Source organism: Cohaesibacter gelatinilyticus, assembly GCF_900215605.1.
GTDB classification, from domain to species: domain Bacteria; phylum Pseudomonadota; class Alphaproteobacteria; order Rhizobiales; family Cohaesibacteraceae; genus Cohaesibacter; species Cohaesibacter gelatinilyticus.
The window spans coordinates 281,784-303,136 of the sequence record NZ_OBEL01000005.1 but is presented as its reverse complement, the minus strand read 5'-3'; the positions used below and the strand labels follow the sequence as shown (position 1 = coordinate 303,136).

Genomic DNA, 21,353 nt, shown 5'->3' with positions numbered 1-21,353 from the left:
TGTTTTGTGCAAGGAATCCGAAACTATTTCATGGCTTTATATGGTTAACGACTTCTTGCCATGTTCGACCCGATTGAGGGACAAGCATGGCTGGACCTCAACGAGCGATAGATCGGGATAATCCGATCTTATTCATCAGGAGTGTTTATGGGCGCTTATATCTTGCGACGCCTGTTGCTGATCATCCCTACCTTGATCGGGATTATGGCCATCAATTTTGCTGTCATTCAGTTTGCACCCGGAGGGCCCGTTGAGAGGATCATCGCCCAAGTCACAGGCACCGATGTTGGAGCAACCGACCGGATTTCAGGTGGTGGCAATGATTTTGCCGGGTCGGGTACCAATCAAGGCGGTGGATCTGGCGGGGATGATCTGAACTCCAAATATCGCGGTGCGCAAGGTCTGGATCCTGAATTCATCAAGGAATTGGAGAAGCAATTCGGCTTTGACAAACCGCCGCTTGAACGCTTCCTGACGATGCTCGGCAATTATGCAACCTTTGATTTCGGCGACAGTTATTTTCGCGACATCAAAGTGCTGGATCTCATTCTGGAGAAAATGCCGGTCTCCATATCCCTTGGTCTCTGGATGACCTTGATCTCCTATCTTGTTTCCATTCCTCTGGGCATTCGCAAAGCTGTGAGTGATGGCTCCAGCTTTGATGTCTGGACCTCGGCTGTGATCATTGTAGGCTATGCCATTCCGGGTTTTCTTTTTGCCGTGTTACTCGTTGTTCTGTTCGCTGGTGGTTCCTTCCTCGACTGGTTCCCGCTAAGAGGACTGGTGTCCGACAATTTCGAGGACCTCTCTCTCTTCGAAAAAATCGTCGATTATTTCTGGCATCTTGCACTTCCACTCATTTCCATGGCGTTGGCAGCCTTTGCAACAACGACCCTTTTGACCAAGAACTCTTTCCTTGATGAGATTCGCAAGCAATATGTGGTCACGGCACGCGCCAAAGGCCTGACAGAACGCCAGGTCCTGTATGGTCATGTATTTCGCAACGCTATGCTGATCATCATTGCAGGCTTTCCCGGGGCATTCATTGGTGCATTCTTTGGCGGATCGCTTTTGATCGAAACCATCTTCTCGCTGGATGGATTAGGCCTCCTCTCTTTTGAATCGGTCATCAATCGTGATTATGCCGTCATTTTCGCCACCCTTTATATTTTCTCGCTCATGGGTCTGATTGTGAGTCTGATTTCCGATATCACCTATACCCTGATTGATCCCAGGATCGATTTTGAAAGTCGGGAGGTGTGATCATGGCTCTATTTTCAATGGAACTCTCTCCGATCAATCAGCGCCGCATGCAGAATTTCAGAGCCAATCGCCGGGGCCATATCTCGCTCTGGTTATTCATTGCCCTGTTTCTTCTCACTCTCGTTGCCGAACTGATCGCCAATGACAAGCCCTTGCTGGTTTCCTACAAGGGCGAGACACTATCCCCGCTTCTGGTAGACTATCCGGAAACCAAATTTGGTGGTTTTCTGCCAAAGACAGACTATCGCGATCCATTCGTGCAGGATGAGATCAATCAAAATGGCTGGATTCTCTGGGCACCAGTTCGCTATTCCTACAGAACAGTCAATCTGGACCTACCCACTCCTGCCCCCGCCCCTCCGAGCTGGATGCTGACCAGGCAAGAACGTTGTGCTCCCTTTGAAGCAGGCGTTGACGATATCAATTGCTCGCTTGGGAACTGGAACTGGCTGGGAACTGATGATCAGGGTCGCGATGTTCTCGCCCGATTGATCTATGGCTTTCGCATCTCGGTTCTATTTGGCCTGACACTCACCCTTTTCTCCTCGGTCATTGGCGTCGCAGCTGGCGCTGTTCAAGGTTTCTTCGGTGGTATGGTCGATCTGATCTTCCAACGTTTTATCGAGATCTGGACGTCTGTCCCCCAACTTTATTTATTGTTGATCATCGCTGCAATCATCACCCCGAGCTTCTGGATTTTGCTTGGAATTCTGTTGCTGTTTTCCTGGGTGGCGCTGGTTGGCGTAGTCCGTGCGGAATTCCTGCGAGCTAGAAATTTTGAGTATGTCGCTGCAGCCAAAGCCTTGGGGGTTTCAGACCGTACAATCATGATCCGTCATTTGCTGCCCAATGCGATGGTCGCCACTCTGACATTCATGCCTTTCATTCTCAATGGCTCAATCACAACATTGACGTCGCTGGATTTTCTTGGCTTTGGTCTCCCGCCTGGCTCACCATCGCTTGGTGAGCTGCTGGCACAGGGTAAAAAGAATCTGGAAGCGCCTTGGCTTGGCATTACAGGTTTCTTCTCCATTTCCATCATGCTGAGCTTGCTGATTTTCATTGGTGAGGCTGTTCGTGATGCTTTCGATCCTCGCAAAACCTTCCGATAGGAGAGAACAGAGATGAGCAAACAAGCCTCGAGCGCGCCTCTTTTGCAAGTTCGCAATCTGTCTGTTGCTTTCCAGCAGGATGGCAAAACAAACCTTGCCGTCGATAGGATCTCTTTTGATCTGGAGAAAGGGGAGACACTGGCTCTGGTCGGGGAATCCGGATCCGGCAAATCCGTCTCAGCCCTGTCAATTTTGAAGTTGCTACCCTATCCGGCAGCATCCCATCCAACCGGAAAAGTACAGTTTGATGGTCAGGATTTGCTGCAAGCGGACGATAAGACACTTCGTAGTGTACGCGGCAATCGCATTTCCATGATCTTTCAGGAGCCGATGAGTTCGCTTAATCCACTCCACACAGTGGAACAACAAATTGGTGAGGTCCTCTCCATTCACCATGGTATGAGCGAAAGTCAAAGCCGCGAGCGAGTTCTGGAACTACTCAATGACGTGGGTATTCGTGAACCTGAGAAACGCTTGAAAAGCTATCCGCATCAGCTTTCTGGCGGCCAGCGACAGCGTGTGATGATTGCCATGGCACTTGCCAATGAACCGGAGCTTCTTATTGCCGATGAGCCAACTACAGCATTGGACGTGACAGTTCAGGCACAAATCCTGGATCTGTTGCGAGAATTGCAAAAAAGCCATGGCATGGCCCTTCTCTTCATCACCCACGATCTGGGCATTGTCGAACGGTTGGCTGATCGCGTCTGCGTCATGACCGACGGCGAGATTGTTGAAAGCGGTGATACGGCTGAGATTTTTGCCAACCCTCAGCATACCTATACCCAGCATTTACTCGGGTCGGAACCTTCCGGCGAGGCGTTGGCTGTTGCAGATGATGCTCCAATCCTGCTCAAGACAGATGATCTGAAAGTCTGGTTCCCTATCAAGCGCGGACTGCTTCGCCGCACGGTCGGTCATATCAAGGCAGTGGACGGGATTTCACTTTCCATTCGAAAAGGGGAAACACTTGGTATCGTCGGAGAGTCCGGTTCAGGCAAAACCACCTTGGGATTGGCTCTTTTGCGTATGATTTCCTCCGATGGCCCAATTGTCTTTCAGGGCGATCCCATCAACAATCTGGATAGCAAGGCCATTCGCACCATGCGTGGTGACATGCAGATTGTCTTTCAGGATCCTTTTGGCTCTCTTTCTCCGCGCATGTCGATTGCCGATATCGTGGCGGAAGGGTTGTCCATACATGCTCCTGATCTATCAGCAGAAGAACAGGACCGCAAAGTCTGCCATGTACTGGATGAAGTGGGTATTGATCCTGAAACACGCCATCGTTACCCACACGAATTTTCCGGCGGTCAACGTCAACGCGTTTCCATTGCGCGCGCCATGATTCTGGAACCAAAATTCGTCATGCTCGACGAGCCAACCTCGGCTCTGGATATGAGTGTTCAGTCTCAGGTAGTCGATCTGTTGCGGGACCTGCAGGCTAGACATGGTTTGACTTATTTGTTTATCAGTCACGATTTGAAAGTTGTACGTGCCTTGTCAAATCGCGTGCTGGTTATGCGAGCTGGCAAAGTGGTTGAACAAGGCGATGTGACACAAATTTTCGATGCACCCCAAACTGACTATACCAAAGCTCTGATGGCCGCAGCCCTGCGGATGGAGGCGGCACCAGAAGGCATCGTGGCAGATTAGGATACCATCAATGACAATTGCTCTTTACACCAAAGGGTGGAACCAGAACCAATGGCTGGACCGTTTTCGGCAAATGTTGCCTAATCACGTCATCCGCAGCTTTGATGAGATCGATGACCCCGAGAATATTCGCTATGCAATGGTCTGGAAACCGGAACCGGGAGCACTTGCCCTGTTTCCCAATCTGGAAGTAATCTTCTCACTCGGTGCAGGGGTGGATTTTCTGCTGAATGATCCTGATCTGCCAGCGGTTCCCGTAGTAAGGGTTGTTGACACCGATCTCACCAATCGCATGAGTGAATATGTTGTGTTGCAATGTTTGCTACATCATCGTCGTAGCCTCTCCTATATGCGTTTTCAGCAGGCTGGTATCTGGATGGACCGCGAAGATGCTGCCGCAAAAGAAATCCGGGTTGGTCTTCTCGGACTTGGCGTTCTTGGCCAGGATGCCGCCCATAAGCTGTCCGTCATGGGATATGATGTAATGGGCTGGAGCCGGTCTCCCAAGACATTGGATGGCATTCGTAGCTTTGCTGGCGAACATGGTCTCGACGATATGCTTAGCCAAACCGATATTCTGGTTTGCCTGTTGCCTCATACGCCCGAAACCGAGGGAATGCTGAATCTTGATCTCTTCAAGAAACTCCCCCGTGACGGCGCATTGGGTGGTCCGGTTCTCATCAATGCTGGCCGTGGCAAGGTTCAGGTTGAACGTGATATCATGGAAGCCATGGATGAGGGCCTTCTGATCGGTGCTTCGCTGGATGTCTTCGAGGAGGAACCTTTACGGGATGGCAGCCCAATCTGGTCTCATCCCAATATTATTCTGACGCCTCACAACGCAGCTGCAAGTTCGGCAGGAGCGCTAACTGATTATGTTGTGAAGCAGCTGAAACTCCATGAGTCTGGCAAACCAATGGAAAGTGTCGTTGACCGTGCTGTCGGATATTAAGCATTGAAGCCAACACGCTGATGGATATGTGAAAGCATGAAAAACTCGTCCACACCGTTACAAAACCGGGTTTTGCCAACTGGAGAAATTGTATCGGCGTCTTTTCGTGGACACTTTACAGGCAATCGAGGCGTCTTGCCGTTTGATGCGACAGGCCGCCTTGGCCCATCACGCTGGAAGCATCAGCATTGGATCATTTGCACTCTACATCATCCTCGAGGTCGGTATCACGGACCGCAACCAGCTCGTGGATGGACCCCATTCTTTTTTACCGATGAAGCCGTTGGACTTGCAGCAGGTCACCGCCCCTGTGCCTATTGTCGACGAGATGCTTATGATGCCTGGCGAACTGCCTGGGAACAGACTTTTGGTCATTGGCCAGGACATAAGGAAGCCGACAAATACCTCCACAAAGCTCGTGTTACCCGCAGGAGAGAGCAAGTTCGCCATATAGCTGATATCGGTACTCTCCCCACCGGGGCTTTTGTCTTATTGCAGGGTCTGCCGCATCTCGTGCGGAAAGACGGTATCTGTTCATGGGAGAATGGGCAATATGGTCCCATTGTTCCACGACCAACTGGCCCGGTCAGTGTGCTGACCCCACGCCCCACTATATCGATCCTGCATGCTGGATTTAGGCCCGAATTCGCAGACGCGGCCAGTTCCGATCAGAATGACGTGTGATAGATCCGATTATTGTGGTGCTAATCGTCTGATGGATCGCATATCGCCATAGTCATGATTGGCGATACGTTCCAAAGCCCCTTCGAGCGGTTCGCTTGCCACGGCCATATGATGACCGTTAGCGTGAAGAAGAGTTTTGGCATCACACATGATGCCAACATGGCCAGGCCAGAAGATCAGATCACCTCTTTGCAAAGCTGGCAATTCATCGGCAAAATCCAAAGCTTCACCAGCGGATTTTTCCTGCATGGAGGCATCCCGCATCACTTCGATCCCTGCCATCCGGCAAGCCAACTGAACCAAACCCGAGCAATCAATACCCAAAGAGCTTTTCCCACCCCACAGATAGGGTGTACCGATCAGGCTTTCGGCTTCGGCGACAAAATCTTTAGATTTTTCCATGACAGGGCGTGCATGTTGAGTGACGATCCAGCCCTCCTGCCCTTGCAATTGAGGCAAGTTCAACACTTTTCGATAGGTCGTGCCTCTGGTTTCAATCGCTTCCCCCAGGACAACGCCGGCCCCTAGTGACAGGAAAGTCGATGCGGGTATTTTCAGATCCGGCTCGGGATAAACAAAGGTACGGGGCACACAAATATGGAATGTTGGCTCGCCTCCCTCTTCATTGCGGTAAGGACCAAGAGAATTGCTCGGCAGATAACCGACATAGCCGTCGCTTTCCTGCTGAACCCAGCTCCAACCATCTTCACGCTGCTCAAAGACACGAACGACTTCGCCGAGTAGTATCTGACTATCCAGTCCACCTTTCGGATCCGGTTCACGCTTAAGCGGAGCAATAGGTACCGCAATACGCATGATCGTCGGCTGGATGAAGTGTTCGGCTTCGACTTGCCCTTCAAGGCGGATATCGGCCAGATCGGAACGGTAGGCATTAAGAGATGGGTTCAACATCTGGCACTCCTTGAAATCAAACAAATCGCTTTTCAATGATTACATCGCGCTCCTGAAAAGTTGAAGTACTTTTCGCATAAGAGTTTGTTTCAAAGAAGGCCAGAAGCACGGTCCTGGACTTCCAGGACGCTGAGATCAATGGGGCAAATCAAGAGCAGACTTTGTGATCTTGTCGCCCAAACGCTCCACATAGAGCGCGCCTTCAACGGTACGCATGATAATGACGTTGCGTTTATCATTTTCATCACGGCGTCGATCAACCAATTTCATCCTGCCCATCGTATCCAAAGCACGTGTGATAGCCGGCTTTGTCACCCCAAGCTTTTCGGCGAGGCCTCGAACGGTATGAGGAGGTGGTTCCAGATAGACAGTCAGCAAAACTGTCATTTGACGTGCAGACAGATCTGTCTCTTCCTCGCGGACCAAGCCCAAGGTCACATCATGCCAAAGCTTCAATGCCTGGCTTGCGCGAAATTCAAATCCCATCCGTTCCCGTCAATCGCTGTTGCGGCGCACACCGGCTCGTTGGCTTAATTCGTGTTGCGCTTGTTTCGGAGCCGATTTTATTTAAGAACAAGATACATTGCGATGCAAGGAGACCCAGGATAAAGATGCACAAAATGCGTCTTTATCCTGAGTTCACAGTTAACAAAAATAATTAAGTCAATAAGTTAAGCTCAGGACCCATATCGTTTTCTGATCAAGGCGAAGAGTGTTCGGATACTTTGTGCCTCCCCGCCTTTTGGACGACTGGGCTGTGCTTTTGGCGCCCAACCATAAATATCAAAATGAACCCAGCTTTTCGCCTGATCTACAAAACGGCGCAAGAATAGTGCTGCTGTAATCGAACCGGCAAAGCCACCCGTGGAAATATGATTCACATCCGCAATTTCGGATGAAAGGTTCTGATCATAACCATCCCAAAGCGGCATGTTCCAGAGTGGATCACGATTGCTTTTAGCCAGCTCATTTATTTCACCAACCAATTCATCATCATCACTGTAAAAAGGCGGCAAATCCGGACCAAGAGCCACACGTGCAGCACCGGTCAAAGTTGCCATATCGATCATCAGGTCGGGAGCCTCCGTATCAGCCAGCGACATAGCGTCCGCCAGCACCAAACGCCCTTCAGCATCGGTATTGCCAATTTCGACTGTCAAGCCTTTATGGCTCTGCAACACATCGCCTGGCCGGAAAGCATTGCCAGCCACGGAATTTTCCACCGCAGGGATCAGTACACGCAAACGCACCGGCAATTTTGCGCTCATGATCATGGATGCAAGACCCAATACGTTGGCTGCCCCGCCCATATCCTTTTTCATCAAAAGCATCGCGGAGCTCGGCTTGAGATCCAACCCGCCAGTATCGAAACACACACCTTTACCAACCAGAGTTACCTTAGGGTTGCCTTCTTCCCCCCAAACCAGATCAAGCAAACGTGGCTTGCGCGTACTGGCACGCCCAACAGCGTGGATCATCGGAAAATTACGTTCCAACAAAGCATCGCCCTTGGTGACGGTAAGACCCGCACCATGGCTATCTGCAAGACCTTTGGTAATGGCTTCCAATTCATCAGGACCCATATCATTGGCTGGAATATTGATCAAATCGCGGGCAAGATTGGAGCCTTTCGCAAGAAGTTGGATCTCATCGCGATTGACCTGCTCTGGCCAATCCAGTTCCGGCATTTCCTTCCCGGCATCCTTATAACGATCAAAACGATAGCCTCCCAAATACCAGGCCAACACTGCAAGAGAAAGATCTTCAACCTTCCAGACCTCGGCACCATTTGCGTAATGGTAGGTGCCGACAGGCAGCTTGGTTGGCAAAACTCCCACGTCGAGTGGATTGCCATCTTTCTCATTCACCACTCCCAATCCGAACAGAACTTGTTCAATGGACCCATCAGAAGAAGGCAAAAGGCAGATCTGTCCTTTTCTGGCTGCGAAATCATGGGTTTTCGCCCAGCTTTGCGCCATGGGCGGAAGTGCCTCCAGTTTTTCATCCAATGTTTGGCTGGTCACAAAATGAATGGGAGTTGAGCTTGTCATAGAATGTCCTGTCGGCTGTTACCTCAAGATGAGGTGTAAATCGCGTGAATCGCAGCCTAAAGCAAAGTTTTTGGGAAGGAAATCCTTATGCAATTAGAAAGGCAACCACATTTTCCAATCCCACTATTCGCTGACTTTGCAAATTTCAGACTCAATATCGTTGCAATTTGCACGAATTAACCAAGCATTAGGGTTAACCATTTATTTCTGGAGGAAAGCATCAGGGTATTCGTACACATTGCGAGCCTTGATATCGCATGTGCATAGATCCGTTTTATGAGGTATTTCATGTCCGCTCTCACATCCATGCGGAAGTCTGCTCTGATTGCATCAGTTGCCATGGCTTTGATTGTTGGAGGATGTTCCTCAAAGAAAAAGAGTATCTCAACCAGTTCACATAATGGTGCTGGATATGCCAGTGAACAAGCTTTGATGGAATCCGTCACTTATTGGGAAAAGCGCTATAAGAGCAATCGCAATGATCGGGACGCAGCGCTCAATTACGGACAATCCCTAAGACATGTCGGACGTATTGATCAGTCCCTTGCTGTGCTGGAACGACTGGCAACACAAGCATCAAACGACAAGGTGGTTCTTGCTGCATATGGCAAGGTGCTGGCAGCAAAAGGGCGTTTCAAACAAGCCCTCGTCGTGTTGGACCGAGCCCAGAATCCAACAACGCCGGACTGGCGACTTGAATCGGCAGCAGGCGCAATCAATGATCAATTGGGCAATTTCGATGTTGCCCGCTCTTATTATGACAAGGCATTGTTGCTGGCCCCTGGCGAGCCAAGCATCCTGTCCAATTATGGTCTGTCATATTTGCTTGAAGGCAACTTGCCGTCAGCTGAAAGCTATCTGCGAGAAGCTGCCAAACATCCAAAGGCCGATAGTCGGGTCCGTCAGAATTTGGCGTTGGTCCTCGGACTGCAAGGCAATTTTTCCGAGGCGGAAAGAATTGCAAGAAGCGAGCTTTCCCCGCGACAGGCTGAGGCCAATATGGCGTACTTGAGAACCATGATGGCGGAGCGAGGCAACTGGAACAAAATCAAGAAAAAGAAGAGAAGCTGATCCACATCAACCTAGAGCATATTCCCGAAAAGTGCGTGCGGTTTTCGGTCAAAAATATGTTCAAGATTTTCAAATTTAAAGGGGCCTTCTGGTCCCTTTTTTGCTTCCTGATAAAAATCCGCTTTTCTATTTTGCAAAAAAGCTAAGAGCGGCAGGTCCCAGAACCACGACAAAGATTGCAGGCAGAAAGAAAAGGATCATCGGGACGGTCAATTTGGGTGGCAGAGCTGCAGCTTTTTTTTCGGCAGCACTCATGCGAGCTGTTCGATTTTCATCCGCCATAACCCGAATAGCATCACCAAGAGGCGTGCCATAGCGCTCGGCCTGGATCAAGCTTGTCATAACCCCGCGAACACCTTCCAGCCCAGTTCGATCTGACAGATTTTCATATGCTATCTTTCTTTCCTGGAGATAAGATAACTCTGCAGTCAAAAGGGTCAGTTCTTCGGCCAACTCGACGGATGAACTACCAATTTCCGAAGCAACTTTCTGGAAACCCAATTCTGCTGTCATGCCGGATTCCACGCAGATCAAAAACAAATCCAACGCATCCGGCCATGCTCGGTTAATGGATTGCTTGCGTTTGTCTGACAAGTTTTTGAGATAAAGAATTGGTGCATAATAACAAGCATATGCGAAACAGAAAGCCATGAATATTTTCATAAAAGGTGGCTGGTCAAGCTTGGCCAGAAAGAAGAGATAAAAAAGCGCTAGCAGAAGACCAGCTATCGGCCCTGCGATGCGGGCAAAGGTAAAGGTCATCAAATGGGCTTCACTGCGAAAGCCTGCCTGCTTCAGGCGATTTCGGGTTGCCTTGTCTGCAAAAGCATCACGCATGTTGAAACGATCAACGATTTGCATAACCAAGGCTTTCGGTTCCTGACGCAAAGAAATTCGCTCAGACTTACCACCAATATTTTGTGCCAATTTAGCTCGTTCGCGGGCGCGGATTTTCTCTCTCTCAATCGCTACCTGCTTCATGCGACCACTCAGCTCGTTCTTTTCGAGTAAAGGAAGAGCCACGGACAAAATGGACGCAATCACTGCTACTGCTGTCACAAGAGCGAATAGGGTATGTATATCTAGCAAACCACTCATAATCTGACCGTTTCTTTTTCGTTACTCAATTCTTTTCATTCTCCAGCTATATACGCGCCGTTCAAATGTCAAAATTGATCATATTTTTCATCATCCAGATGCCAATTCCCATCCAGACAAGAGTAGCTCCCATAACAATCCAACCCAATTCTTGTTTGAACAGGATCATGATGTAGTCCGGTGAAGTGAAGTAAGTCATCAGACCGATTACAAAAGGCATAATGCCAATAATTGCAGCGGAAGCTTTCGCCTCCATCGACATTGCACCAATTTTTTCCTTCATCTGTGCTCGCGCACGTAACACCTTGGAAAGATTGCCTAATGCTTCTGCCAAACTACCACCGGCTTGCGCCTGAATGGCAATCACGATTGCAAGAAAGTTTGTTTCCGATATTGGTATCCGCTCATGGAGACGTGGTAAAACAGCCGCCAATGAAAGGCCCATTGCCTGTTCGTCTACCAAACGCTGGAATTCTCCCGCTACAGGCTCTGCCGTCTCAGTTGCCGCAATGGAAATGCAATCACCCAGAGGCAAGCCGGTTTTGACGCCTCTTACAATTACATCGACAGCATTTGGAAACTCCTTGAGAAATTTGGCCAGCCGTTTCTTGCGACGGCGAGACAGCCAAAAATTGGGCAAGCCAATGAAACCGACAATTCCGATTCCAATTGAAACCAACATGCCCATACCGCCAATAAGTGCCAGCAAAAAACAGACAAATCCAGAGACTGCACTATAGATCATGAATTGCTTGGGAGAAATTTCCAAACCTGCTTGTGCGAGGCGAGAGGCAAGAGTGAGCTTCTTTTTCTTGCTCTCATTCTCCTTCTCTTCAATCTGTTTGAGATTATCCTCAATGTCCTTGCGACGATCAGCTGAAGCTTTCTTGAGCTTGGTATCTGCAATCTGAACGCGAGACATCTGAATTGCCTGCATACGTTTGTCCCGACCGGCTGTACTGGACAATTTGGGATAGAAAAGCCCCCATAAGATCCCGACTATGGATAAAACCACCAGACCAAACAAAGCCAGTGTCAGAACTGAATCGGATAAGATGAAATCCATTGATCTTTGCTCTTCCCTAGTATCGGTGCCAGTTTGCAGAGAACGAAACACCTGCAGTGAGATTTACGCTCTGATGAATTGAGACAATCGAGCATATTTGGTTGCCACAGGATTGCTCTGAATTAGAAATCATGTTTCTCAGCCGCTGCATCCAAAGCTGCCGCCAGATTGTTTTCCTCATTGTAATATCTTGCCCGCTCCCAAAAGGCCGGGCGACCGATACCGGTTGATTTATGTTGTCCAATCAATCGACCATTGGCATCCTCGCCCTTGATCTCGTAAACGAACAGATCCTGAGTGGTGATGACATCACCTTCCATGCCGATTACTTCGGTAATATGGGTAATACGCCGTGAGCCATCTCTCAAACGCGATGCCTGAACGATAACATCAACCGAACCGACGATCATTTCGCGAATGGTTCTGGCGGGTAGATTAAAACCACCCATGGTGATCATCGCTTCCAGACGGGAGAGAGCTTCCCTTGGTGAGTTGGCGTGCAAGGTACCCATGGAACCATCATGACCTGTATTCATGGCCTGGAGTAAGTCAAAAGCCTCAAAACCACGAACCTCACCAACGATGATACGCTCAGGACGCATACGCAGACAGTTTTTGACCAGATCCGTCATGGTGATCTGCCCTTCGCCTTCCAAGTTTGGTGGGCGCGTTTCCAATCGCACGACATGGGGCTGTTGAAGCTGTAATTCGGCAGCATCTTCGCATGTAACGATGCGTTCATCGCCTTCAATATAGTTGGTCAAACAATTCAGCAAAGTTGTTTTACCCGAACCGGTACCGCCGGAAATCACAATGTTACAGCGTACCTTGCCAATGATCTGCAGGATCTTGGCGCCTTCTGGCGAAATGGAGCCAAACTTGACCAGCTGATCAAGGGTGAGCTTGTCTTTCTTAAATTTACGAATGGTCAAAGCAGGACCGTCAATTGACAATGGCGGCGCAATAACGTTTACGCGAGAACCGTCCGGCAGACGCGCATCACAGATAGGACTGGATTCATCAACTCGCCGACCAACCTGAGACACGATCCGTTGACAGATATTCATCAATTGCCCATTGTCACGGAAGCGCACATTGGTCAGATATACTTTACCCGATGTTTCGATATAGGTTTTTTCCGCACCATTGACCATGATATCGGCAATGTCGTCACGCGCCAACAACGGCTCAAGAGGTCCATAGCCCAAGACATCGTTGCAGATATCGTCCAGCAAATCTTCCTGCTCGGCAATCGACAGAACAATATTTTTCAGTGCAATGATTTCGGAAACGATATCGCGAATTTCCTCACGTGCGGAATCTGAATCCAAGCGAGCCATTTGTGCCAAATCGATCGTATCGATCAATGCACCGAAAACAGAAGTTTTGATATCAAAGTATTGTTCAGACTTGGCACTTTGCTTATCTTCAATCGCTTCATAATTTTGTTCCAGTGGTTCGGAAGCAGGCTTAGGCTTCTCCATTGGAGCAGCAGGCGTGCTCGTCACCTTCATCTTGGGTGCCGGGCCACTCGCTTTTGCATCAGATCCGCGTTTTCCAAACATCACTCAAACACTCTTCTTAACAAGCATTATTTATTCTTGCCAAACCGTTGCAGCAACGGTGCCAGCAGAGATTTGCTTTGTTTTTGAATTTCAAGGCGTCCTGTCAAGCTCCCAGCAAGACCATCTAGAATCTCGGCGATCTTGGCTGTTCCACCCAACTCACCAATCATCTGGCCGTTATTTGCGGCCATACCAAAAGCCGCGGCATCGAAGCTGATTTCATAAAAATCTTCATATTCCAGCGCCGCAGCAAAATCCTTTGCCTTGATTTCAGGACGCTTTTGAATGCCTGTCTGATTGATAACCAATTGCGGTGGACGATCTGCATTGCGTTCCTGATTGATCAAATCCAGCATGTTTTTTACATTGCGCAGATTGGCCAGATCCGGCATCGCAGTAATGACGATATCATCGGATGCAAGCAAAAGCTGCTTGTTCCACCCGGTCCAAAGATGAGGTAAATCAAGGATTGTGTAAGGTGCCGAATTCTGGAGTAATTCCATCATATGAGAAAAGAATTCGCCATCAAAGTCGGTTGTATTGTCCAGAACCGCTGGCGCTGTCAGGAGGCTTAGCCGCTCCGAGCACTTTGTCAGAATTCTCTCCAGATATTGATCATCCAGTCGATCTGCAGCCTTAATGGCATCAGCAATTGTCTGAGGGGGGTCCTGATTGAAATCCAGCCCCGCAGTTCCAAAAGGCACATCGAGATCTGCAACGATCACATCCTGGCTCTGATGATGGGAAATAGACCAGCCAATATTATGTGCAACGGTCGAAGAACCTACACCACCCTTGGCGCCAATGAAAGCGATGGTACGACCGAGAGGAGCGGCATCGGGATCATTATAGAGTTCGCTCAAAACCATGATCAAATCATTGGGGGAGACAGGAGCTACTACATATTCAGAAACCCCTCGACGCACCAGATCTCGATAGAGGTGTACATCGTTGACATGGCCAATCAACACAACCTTGGTGCCTGCATCGCAAACATTGGCCAGCTGATCCAACTCTCCAATCAACTGATCGTAATTCTGAGTGGCTTCGAGAATTATCAGATTGGGTGTCGGCGCTTCATAGAAAAATTCCGTCGCTGCCGAAATGCCACCAGAAACCGCTTTCACATGCGCTCTTGCCAAGCGGCGATCTTGTTTGACCTCTTCAATCACCGATAGAATTTGTGGTGATTCACAGAATGCCTGAATTGAAATGCGCGGTAGTGGACGAACTTCCGTCAGGTCTTCATTGAGACCTGTGGAAAATTCATCTTCAAAAGCCTCATAGTCGGAATCGATTTCAAAGCCAGTGTTCGGAATTGGTTGTTCACTCATTGCTTGACCTCTGAGCTCGAGCCGATATTGCTACCCAAATCTTCTGACCAAGTCGGCTCCCCAGTGCGATATTTCTCGGTTTGCGCGGATCGACGGTTGGAGTCGCGCGGATCCCAACCACGGGGCTGGATCAGATCCTGCGGGTTGGCAACAGATGCAGCCAGATTCTTCTGGGTGGCACAGCCAAAATTATGATAAGAGCGATTGGACGCCTGTTTGCCGAAGTCACCCGGCCATAATCCGCATTCAGAAACCTTGGCCTCGACCTTCGGATAGGCAAGGCGAATGGGTGCGTCAATGCCATTGCCTGCCGAATAGGTGATGACATCAATCTGACTGGATTTGACACCCGAACGGAGCAATTCGGACCGCACCTTCTTGCTCATGTAACCAGCGGTGCTTTCGTTCTGAGATCCTGATGGCACCATCAATTGAATCACCGCAGCCCGCTCCAGATGAAACTCACGTGCATAAGCATGAATGGCAGAGACATTGGAAGGTGTCAGATTTTCACTGTGCACTCCAACGGGAATATCAATTGTCGAGGCGGATTGTTGCAAGGTAATAGGATGACGCAAGGTATACTCATCCGGATAAGCATCCCGTAAGGTCTGCTTCTTACAACCAACCAAAGCCAGAGCACCAAGAGTAAGGATCAGGGCACGGCTTGCCACTTTGCGGCGTGTCTGGGACGGCTCGGTCATTTTCTTTGACTTTTCGTTTCTATTCACGATCATCGACCTGCATCCTATTCATAGCTATAACCATACCGGCCATAATATTTCGTCCGTTTGCCAGCTTTGCCGGACAAGTCATATCTGCGATTAATCGCTCCAAGGAAATAACTGCTCGCATCGCTGGCGACGTCCAAGTTCCGCCCCGGATCTTCGAGTTTGGCGCGCGAAACCGGCTTCACCACATATGGGGTGATAAAAATGACCAACTCGGTCTGGTTGCGCTTGTAATCATTGGAGCGAAAAAGAGTTCCTAGAACCGGGAGATCCTTCAAGCCCGGAAAACCATCAATCGATTTTCGCACTTCATCACGGAGTAATCCTGCCATAGCCATTGTTCCACCCGATGGTAGCTCAATCGTTGTTTGAGAACGGCGAACCTTCAATCCAGGTATAGCCAGTGCGGAACCACCAGCACCGACGGTCACGGTTTCTTCTCTGGTCAATTCAGATACTTCCGTTTTCACCTGCAAACTGATGCGATTCTCACTCATCACGATGGGGCGGAAACCGAGAGCAACACCGTAGGGTTTGAACTCAATTGTGATCTTGTTATCTTCCAAACCTACCGGTACAGGAAATTCACCACCCGCCAAAAAATTAGCCCGCTCGCCCGAGATCGCTGTCAGATTTGGCTCGGCAAGTGTTCGAACCAAGCCATTGCGTTCCAACGCTCTAAGCTGGGCTTGAAATCTGTTACTTCCACTTCCGAGTGTACCTAGTAGATTGGTGCCGGACAACGCTGAGGTATTTGTCGAAAAGTTGTTGGCCACTGCTCCTGCAAGATTGAAGATACCCCTATTGATTGCATAACCAGTATCAATTCCCAACTGCTTGAAAACATTACGTTGAACTTCTGCAACAGTTACTCGTAGCTGGACTTGTTCGCGGGCGGAAACGGAAATGTAGTTGGACACCTTTTTACGATCACCAATATAGTTGGCGGCCAGATCCATGGCTTTTTCCGAGTCCGCGGGCGACTTGGCAGTACCAGACAGGATAATCCCCTCACCGACACCTTCAACTTTAATGTTGGATTTCGGAATCATCCTACGGATCAACGATGTCAAAGATTTGCTATCACGAGCTACATTGATCTCGAACGAGGCGATCTGTGCACCTTGCCCATCAAACAATATAACATTGGCTTGTCCAACGGCCATTCCGATCAGGTATACTCTCCGCTCCGAACGTACCACGGCATCTGCAATTGCCGGGTTGGATACAAGAACATCTCTTACATCACGAGGTGTTTCAATGACAATCGACTTGTTCAAACCCAACGAAATATGCCGGCCATTGGCATTTGCCGCCTGTAAGCGCATTGAGGAGCCAGCCATTGCTGGCGATATCTGCATTGCCGAACCAAATATAATCAAGGCGACGAGAAGGACAGCTTGTATCCCGGCAAATTTGAGAGGCCGGTGATCTTTGAGCTTGTTGAAATTAATCAATCCATATGACATTATTTTACGCTCCCCTCTCATCACTGCCGAACCGTTTTCTTGGTGATAACACCAGATCGTACCATTACGATGGTACCGCTATCGGTTTGCTCCTGCTCGCCGTCACTTTCCGCATCTTCCAATGACCGTAGAGCAAGAGAGAGTTTGCCTTGAGTTTGCGCTGTTGCCAGAATTTCGCTTTGCTGTGGTAGAAGCTCCAGAGTGGCGGTCTCTCCTACGACAACCTTCTCACCATCTTGTTCTTCGACATTCTGATCAATCGCCAGCACACGAATGTTTGTCAGGATGGTCTCGGATGAAACGCCGTTATCGCTTTCCTCAGTCAGGATTACGTCCACACGATCTCTTGGCAGAATGAAACCACCGGCGCTGGTCTCTGCTGAAATACGCGTGGCAATTGCGCGGCGCCCTTTTGGAAGAATGGCAGACATGAAACCCTGACCAGCCATAGCAATCTTGCCATCCTTAATCGGTTCGCCTGCGGAGAAAGAACTGCGAACAACGGCTCCGACCAGGTCGCTAGCCGCAAGTGGGCGTTCATCTTTGCGTATATAACCCGTAACTGCACTTTCTGACGGCCACTTGCGCCACATGAAATGCTCAGCTGTCAAGCTTGTACCTAAGGGAATGTCATTGGTTGCGGTCAAAACCTCTACCACTTCCATAGCAGGCTGAGATACTTCAGCCAGCTCCTCAGATTGTGGAGCGGGGGCAGTCATGGATCGCGCCAGAATCATGGCAATCAATCCAGCCAATACAGCTACAGCAATGACGGCAATACGCGCTACTCTCATTTTTCCATTCCAAATGGTTGTACGCCCGTCCCAGCACCGGGCGCAGTGCTTTTCTGGGGTTAGTGTTCACCAGTTATGGTTAACGACAGGTAAGCGCTTTTGTTTAATTTGAAATTAATTTTGCAATTTGCAGCAATTACATCTTCAGCTGAATAACCGTGTTCTTCGAATTCTGATCATCCTCATCACAACAAAAAAGGGCCTTGCGGCCCTGATCATTCTCACTACTACAGCTGAACTTTATTTATTTCACGAAAGAAAAATTGCCTTCAGGTTAGCATTTCAATACCTTGGCGCATCCAATCGGAACCGGAGTATAGATGCATGCCTGATGCAGCCAGTGCAATGCCATAAGGTATTCGACTGTTGGTATACAAACGAGAGATCCATTCGATAGAAGTGAAAGCTCCAGGTAAAGGCCGGGATCTGACAACTAAAAAGAAGATTGCCAAGATTGCACCATAGATCGATGCCAGAGCAAGAAAAGCAATTGTCATATGAGGCCCAAGCCATAGGGCTGCCACCGCAGCAAATTTGGCATCGCCACCACCGATCGCATTGACCTGCCATAAAATAAAGCAGCCCCCCAGAACAATCAACGCAGTCCATAGATGAGGCAATGTGTCGTCAACCCCCATATCTACACCCCAAGCAAAAAGTGGAAATGCACATAACAAGACAAGCGCTACTTTGTTTGAAATTCGCATAGAGAACAGATCTGAGCTACCTGCATAAGCAAATACCAAGGGTGCAAACAGCAACAAGGCCCAACCAAATACCGCTTCAAACATACCACATTCCTTATTCAACCGCTTAAAGTACTTGTAACGTTTGCTCCAGCCCACGATGACATTGAAAGTTTACCAAAGACTTTATGAGTAGATTTATAACTCTTTGAATTATAAATATTAATTACAATTTCTCAGATACAAAAAATGGAAGGCTGCCATAGGCAACCTTCCACTTTATTCTCATGGCAACATTGTTGCCAAAAGGTCTTGACGATGCTTATACAGCAGCCGCGCCAAGTGCAGTACCAATACGGTTGAACAGTGCGGTAATCGCATCTTCCAAGGTACCCGCAGCAGCTACAATGCCGACACCAATCAGGCCAGCCAACAGAGCGTATTCGATAGCGGTTGCGCCAGACTCATCGTTCAGAAAACGTGCAAAATTCTTCATTTTGGACTCCTAAAATTCCATATTTGACAGCTCTTCCGTCCGGAGGCTTGTTTTTGTTTCGCCCCTCGAACAAGATCATTTCTAGCTGACAATTATTGATAACAAGTTAAACCCAACTTGATTTTAGTTTTTAAAATTCATCATGAAGTCTATAGTTAATTTTTTGATAGCAATCAACTTTCTCAAAACTTCATTCATACTAAGAATATATTAGTTAATAATAAATTATTACTAAATAACACCAAGATCTATATCTATTTAAATTTTAAATATTCTACAATATGTTTTATAATATAATATTTAAACTGCATATAATATCAGCAATCGGGCAGATGTGATCTATTGATGGCCAACGCGAATGGCTTCAATCAAAATGGTTTAAGCCTTCCTTCACCATTTTTTTCCATCATGGGCGACAATTATTCTATTCCTTAGACCAATTTGATGGATGTATCGGATGAAAATCCTCGCTCGCTTTCTTGCTCTGAGTCTGTTTTGCAGCCTTCTTCCTGTTTCTGCAAAAGCAAATCAGGAGACAGGAGCCATTCAAGTCAAAGTTGATCGGGCCAAGGTGATGAAGATTGCTCGGCCCGCCTCGATGATTATTATTGGGAACCCCGCTATCGCCGATGCTACTATTAAGGACAGCCAGACGCTCATCATTACTGGCAAAAGATACGGCACTACCAACCTTATTGTTCTTGATAGCGCCGGAGAGCCAATTGCAGATGAAGTTTTGACCGTATCATCTGACCGTAGTAGCTCGGTGGTCGTCTATCGTGGTGCCAAACGTAGCACTCTTAACTGTAGTCCGGAATGTGATCCGGTTTATCGAATTGGTGACGATCCTGATACTTTGAGCAATTTATCGCAGCAATTCTCACAGCATTTTTCAGATGCAACATCTGATCCTGCACAAATTGATGGCGAATAGGAATTCAACTCACTATATATAGGTCTTGTCTGGAAGATCATTTCCCCAGAACCATTTTTCCTCTTCTCGCTTTTAAAGAGCGGCGTTGTAGGTGGTCTGGTAGTATCCTGTTAACCAGTTTTCCCAACAAAACTGAAAGGTTTCTCGGCCAATATATGGCTCGTTGAAACGTGGATGCTGTATTACTGCACATACATCTCTTGCAGCATAAACACCTCCCCGTTTAAACAGCATATCTGGGGTCGCCTTTCCGCTGTCATGTTACTTATTTTCTGAATGGTTCCAGATCTATATTCGCTAGCCAAGCCTTCTGCTGTCACATTGCACCGCTGGAGATTGGCTAACTAGAACAGGATTGCTGCTCATGCGCCCGAACCGAATGTTGAGGATATCTCAGCTGGCAAAATTGCGCCACCGCTTCGTAAAAGACGAGAAAGGTGCAACCGCAGTTGAGTTTGCCATGATTGGTGCTCCTTTTTTTGCACTCATTGGCCTCATGCTGCTAGGCGGTCATGTTTTGTGGATCTCTCAAAGCATGGATACATCTATTCAATCTGTCAGTCGTCAGATTAGAACTGGCCAGGCACAAACAGCGGGAATGGGATTAGCCCAGTTTCGAAATGCTGTTTGCAGTAACGTCGCCATGTCTGAAAATGATTGTCGAGCAAACTTGATCGTTGACGTTCGACGTTTTGATGCACCGGAAGACATCAATTTCAATCCTCCAAGGAAGAACGGATCAATAGATCAAGAAGGCGGTGCGTTCCAGATAGGTGATCGAGAAGATTACGTTATTGTCAAAGTCTATCTCGCTGTCGAGTATTTCTCCCAATTGGCAAACTTGTTTGGAACGGGCCATGATCTGGATTTCCATTTAAGCGCTACTGCGGCGTTTCGTAACGAACCATTCTAATGCAGTGAGGCTTGAATATGTCGATTTTTTCTCCAATTTTGTGTTGTCTGCGTCAATTCCGCAAGGATGATCGAGGCATTGCGGCTACGGAGCTGGCGGTTATTCTGCCTGTGATGGTGGCTTTCATTTTCACATCATGGGAATTGTCCATGGTTTATCTGGTGAAGAAACGCACGGATCATGCTGCAACGGTTCTGGCAGATTTGACAACCCAATCGGACGTCATTTCAAACGCCACTTACAATGGATATGTAGAAGCTGTTGAAGCGGTTATGTATCCCTTCAATGATCAAACATTGAAGTTGCACTTGATCGGTGTATCCGTTGATTCCCGGAGCAGAGTTCGCCTTGCCTGGCAACGAACAACAGGTGGTGGTACCGGTTTGGGCGTAAATGCATTGCCAGCAGGATTGAGAGTCCCTAACAGTTTCTATGTCATTTCGGAAACCGAGGTAGCCTATAAACCCAGCTTTCTGAGCGGTATAACTGGAACAATCGATCTCAAGGACAGTGCCATCATGGTACCGCGTCTAACCACGAGTGTTGCCAGCACCAACTAAGTTGCG

Annotated in this window: 21 protein-coding genes; 9 read left to right on the top strand and 12 right to left on the bottom strand. The window is 48.4% G+C overall.

Annotated features, from left to right (window positions below; genetic code table 11):
- The first annotated feature begins 147 nt into the window (after positions 1-147).
- From CRO57_RS19080 to CRO57_RS24415, 5 genes are read left to right on the top strand one after another with little or no spacing between them, the layout of a single operon-like run.
- On the top strand, positions 148-1,263 hold the full coding sequence (locus CRO57_RS19080) for a microcin C ABC transporter permease YejB (protein WP_097155084.1): 1,116 nt from the start codon (positions 148-150) through the stop codon (positions 1,261-1,263).
- Positions 1,264-1,265: 2 nt separating this feature from the next.
- Positions 1,266-2,375, top strand: coding sequence for an ABC transporter permease (locus tag CRO57_RS19075; protein WP_097155083.1), 1,110 nt, complete (start codon positions 1,266-1,268; stop codon positions 2,373-2,375).
- A 12-nt stretch (positions 2,376-2,387) separates the two neighbouring features.
- On the top strand, positions 2,388-4,031 hold the full coding sequence (locus CRO57_RS19070; RefSeq protein WP_097155082.1) for an ABC transporter ATP-binding protein: 1,644 nt from the start codon (positions 2,388-2,390) through the stop codon (positions 4,029-4,031).
- Positions 4,032-4,041: 10 nt separating this feature from the next.
- On the top strand, positions 4,042-4,983 hold the full coding sequence (locus CRO57_RS19065; protein ID WP_097155081.1) for a 2-hydroxyacid dehydrogenase: 942 nt from the start codon (positions 4,042-4,044) through the stop codon (positions 4,981-4,983).
- Between the two features lie 36 nt (positions 4,984-5,019).
- Entirely contained in the window at positions 5,020-5,667 is a 648-nt protein-coding gene (locus CRO57_RS24415; RefSeq protein ID WP_141401278.1) for a hypothetical protein, read from the top strand.
- Positions 5,668-5,676: 9 nt separating this feature from the next.
- Here CRO57_RS24415 and CRO57_RS19055 read toward each other — a convergent pair whose 3' ends face one another.
- The 3 genes from CRO57_RS19055 to CRO57_RS19045 form a co-directional block, all read right to left on the bottom strand.
- Positions 5,677-6,579, bottom strand: coding sequence for a C40 family peptidase (locus tag CRO57_RS19055; RefSeq protein ID WP_097155079.1), 903 nt, complete (start codon positions 6,577-6,579; stop codon positions 5,677-5,679).
- Between the two features lie 135 nt (positions 6,580-6,714).
- Positions 6,715-7,065 carry a MarR family transcriptional regulator gene (locus CRO57_RS19050; protein ID WP_097155078.1) on the bottom strand — a complete coding sequence of 117 codons (351 nt, stop codon included), beginning with the start codon at positions 7,063-7,065 and terminating at the stop codon, positions 6,715-6,717.
- 191 nt (positions 7,066-7,256) lie between these two features.
- Positions 7,257-8,630 (bottom strand): leucyl aminopeptidase family protein, encoded by a 1,374-nt coding sequence (locus CRO57_RS19045; RefSeq protein ID WP_097155077.1) that lies wholly within the window; start codon positions 8,628-8,630, stop codon positions 7,257-7,259.
- Between the two features lie 288 nt (positions 8,631-8,918).
- Between CRO57_RS19045 and CRO57_RS19040 the strand changes: the two genes are divergently transcribed.
- On the top strand, positions 8,919-9,701 hold the full coding sequence (locus tag CRO57_RS19040; protein WP_097155076.1) for a tetratricopeptide repeat protein: 783 nt from the start codon (positions 8,919-8,921) through the stop codon (positions 9,699-9,701).
- A gap of 126 nt (positions 9,702-9,827) precedes the next feature.
- Here CRO57_RS19040 and CRO57_RS19035 read toward each other — a convergent pair whose 3' ends face one another.
- From CRO57_RS19035 to CRO57_RS18995, 9 genes are all read right to left on the bottom strand, one after another.
- Entirely contained in the window at positions 9,828-10,799 is a 972-nt protein-coding gene (locus tag CRO57_RS19035; protein WP_097155075.1) for a type II secretion system F family protein, read from the bottom strand.
- Positions 10,800-10,860: 61 nt separating this feature from the next.
- Positions 10,861-11,865 carry a type II secretion system F family protein gene (locus CRO57_RS19030; protein ID WP_097155074.1) on the bottom strand — a complete coding sequence of 335 codons (1,005 nt, stop codon included), beginning with the start codon at positions 11,863-11,865 and terminating at the stop codon, positions 10,861-10,863.
- A gap of 122 nt (positions 11,866-11,987) precedes the next feature.
- The gene (locus CRO57_RS19025) at positions 11,988-13,430 is read right to left on the bottom strand and encodes a TadA family conjugal transfer-associated ATPase (RefSeq protein ID WP_097155073.1); all 1,443 of its coding nucleotides are present in this window, start codon (positions 13,428-13,430) and stop codon (positions 11,988-11,990) included.
- A gap of 26 nt (positions 13,431-13,456) precedes the next feature.
- Positions 13,457-14,764 carry a CpaE/TadZ family protein gene (locus CRO57_RS19020; protein WP_097155072.1) on the bottom strand — a complete coding sequence of 436 codons (1,308 nt, stop codon included), beginning with the start codon at positions 14,762-14,764 and terminating at the stop codon, positions 13,457-13,459.
- Positions 14,761-15,501, bottom strand: coding sequence for a CpaD family pilus assembly protein (locus CRO57_RS19015; RefSeq protein WP_097155071.1), 741 nt, complete (start codon positions 15,499-15,501; stop codon positions 14,761-14,763). Before CRO57_RS19015 ends, CRO57_RS19020 begins: the two co-directional genes overlap by 4 nt.
- 11 nt (positions 15,502-15,512) lie before the next feature.
- Entirely contained in the window at positions 15,513-16,985 is a 1,473-nt protein-coding gene (locus CRO57_RS19010; protein ID WP_244580163.1) for a type II and III secretion system protein family protein, read from the bottom strand.
- Positions 16,985-17,758: a Flp pilus assembly protein CpaB gene (cpaB, locus tag CRO57_RS19005; RefSeq protein ID WP_097155070.1), complete on the bottom strand. Its 774-nt coding sequence runs from the start codon at positions 17,756-17,758 to the stop codon at positions 16,985-16,987. Before cpaB ends, CRO57_RS19010 begins: the two co-directional genes overlap by 1 nt.
- Positions 17,759-18,027: 269 nt before the next feature.
- Positions 18,028-18,603, bottom strand: a complete 576-nt coding sequence (locus CRO57_RS19000) for an A24 family peptidase (protein ID WP_141401277.1) — start codon at positions 18,601-18,603, stop codon at positions 18,028-18,030.
- 163 nt (positions 18,604-18,766) lie between these two features.
- Positions 18,767-18,940, bottom strand: a complete 174-nt coding sequence (locus CRO57_RS18995) for a Flp family type IVb pilin (protein ID WP_097155068.1) — start codon at positions 18,938-18,940, stop codon at positions 18,767-18,769.
- 457 nt (positions 18,941-19,397) lie between these two features.
- Here CRO57_RS18995 and CRO57_RS18990 point away from each other — a divergent pair, with 457 nt between their 5' ends.
- The 3 genes from CRO57_RS18990 to CRO57_RS18980 all read left to right on the top strand — a co-directional run bounded on the left by CRO57_RS18990 (position 19,398) and on the right by CRO57_RS18980 (position 21,347).
- Positions 19,398-19,874: a pilus assembly protein N-terminal domain-containing protein gene (locus CRO57_RS18990; protein ID WP_170956171.1), complete on the top strand. Its 477-nt coding sequence runs from the start codon at positions 19,398-19,400 to the stop codon at positions 19,872-19,874.
- Positions 19,875-20,238: 364 nt separating this feature from the next.
- Positions 20,239-20,787, top strand: coding sequence for a TadE/TadG family type IV pilus assembly protein (locus CRO57_RS18985; RefSeq protein ID WP_097155066.1), 549 nt, complete (start codon positions 20,239-20,241; stop codon positions 20,785-20,787).
- Between the two features lie 17 nt (positions 20,788-20,804).
- Positions 20,805-21,347: a TadE/TadG family type IV pilus assembly protein gene (locus tag CRO57_RS18980; RefSeq protein WP_097155065.1), complete on the top strand. Its 543-nt coding sequence runs from the start codon at positions 20,805-20,807 to the stop codon at positions 21,345-21,347.
- Positions 21,348-21,353 lie beyond the last annotated feature (6 nt).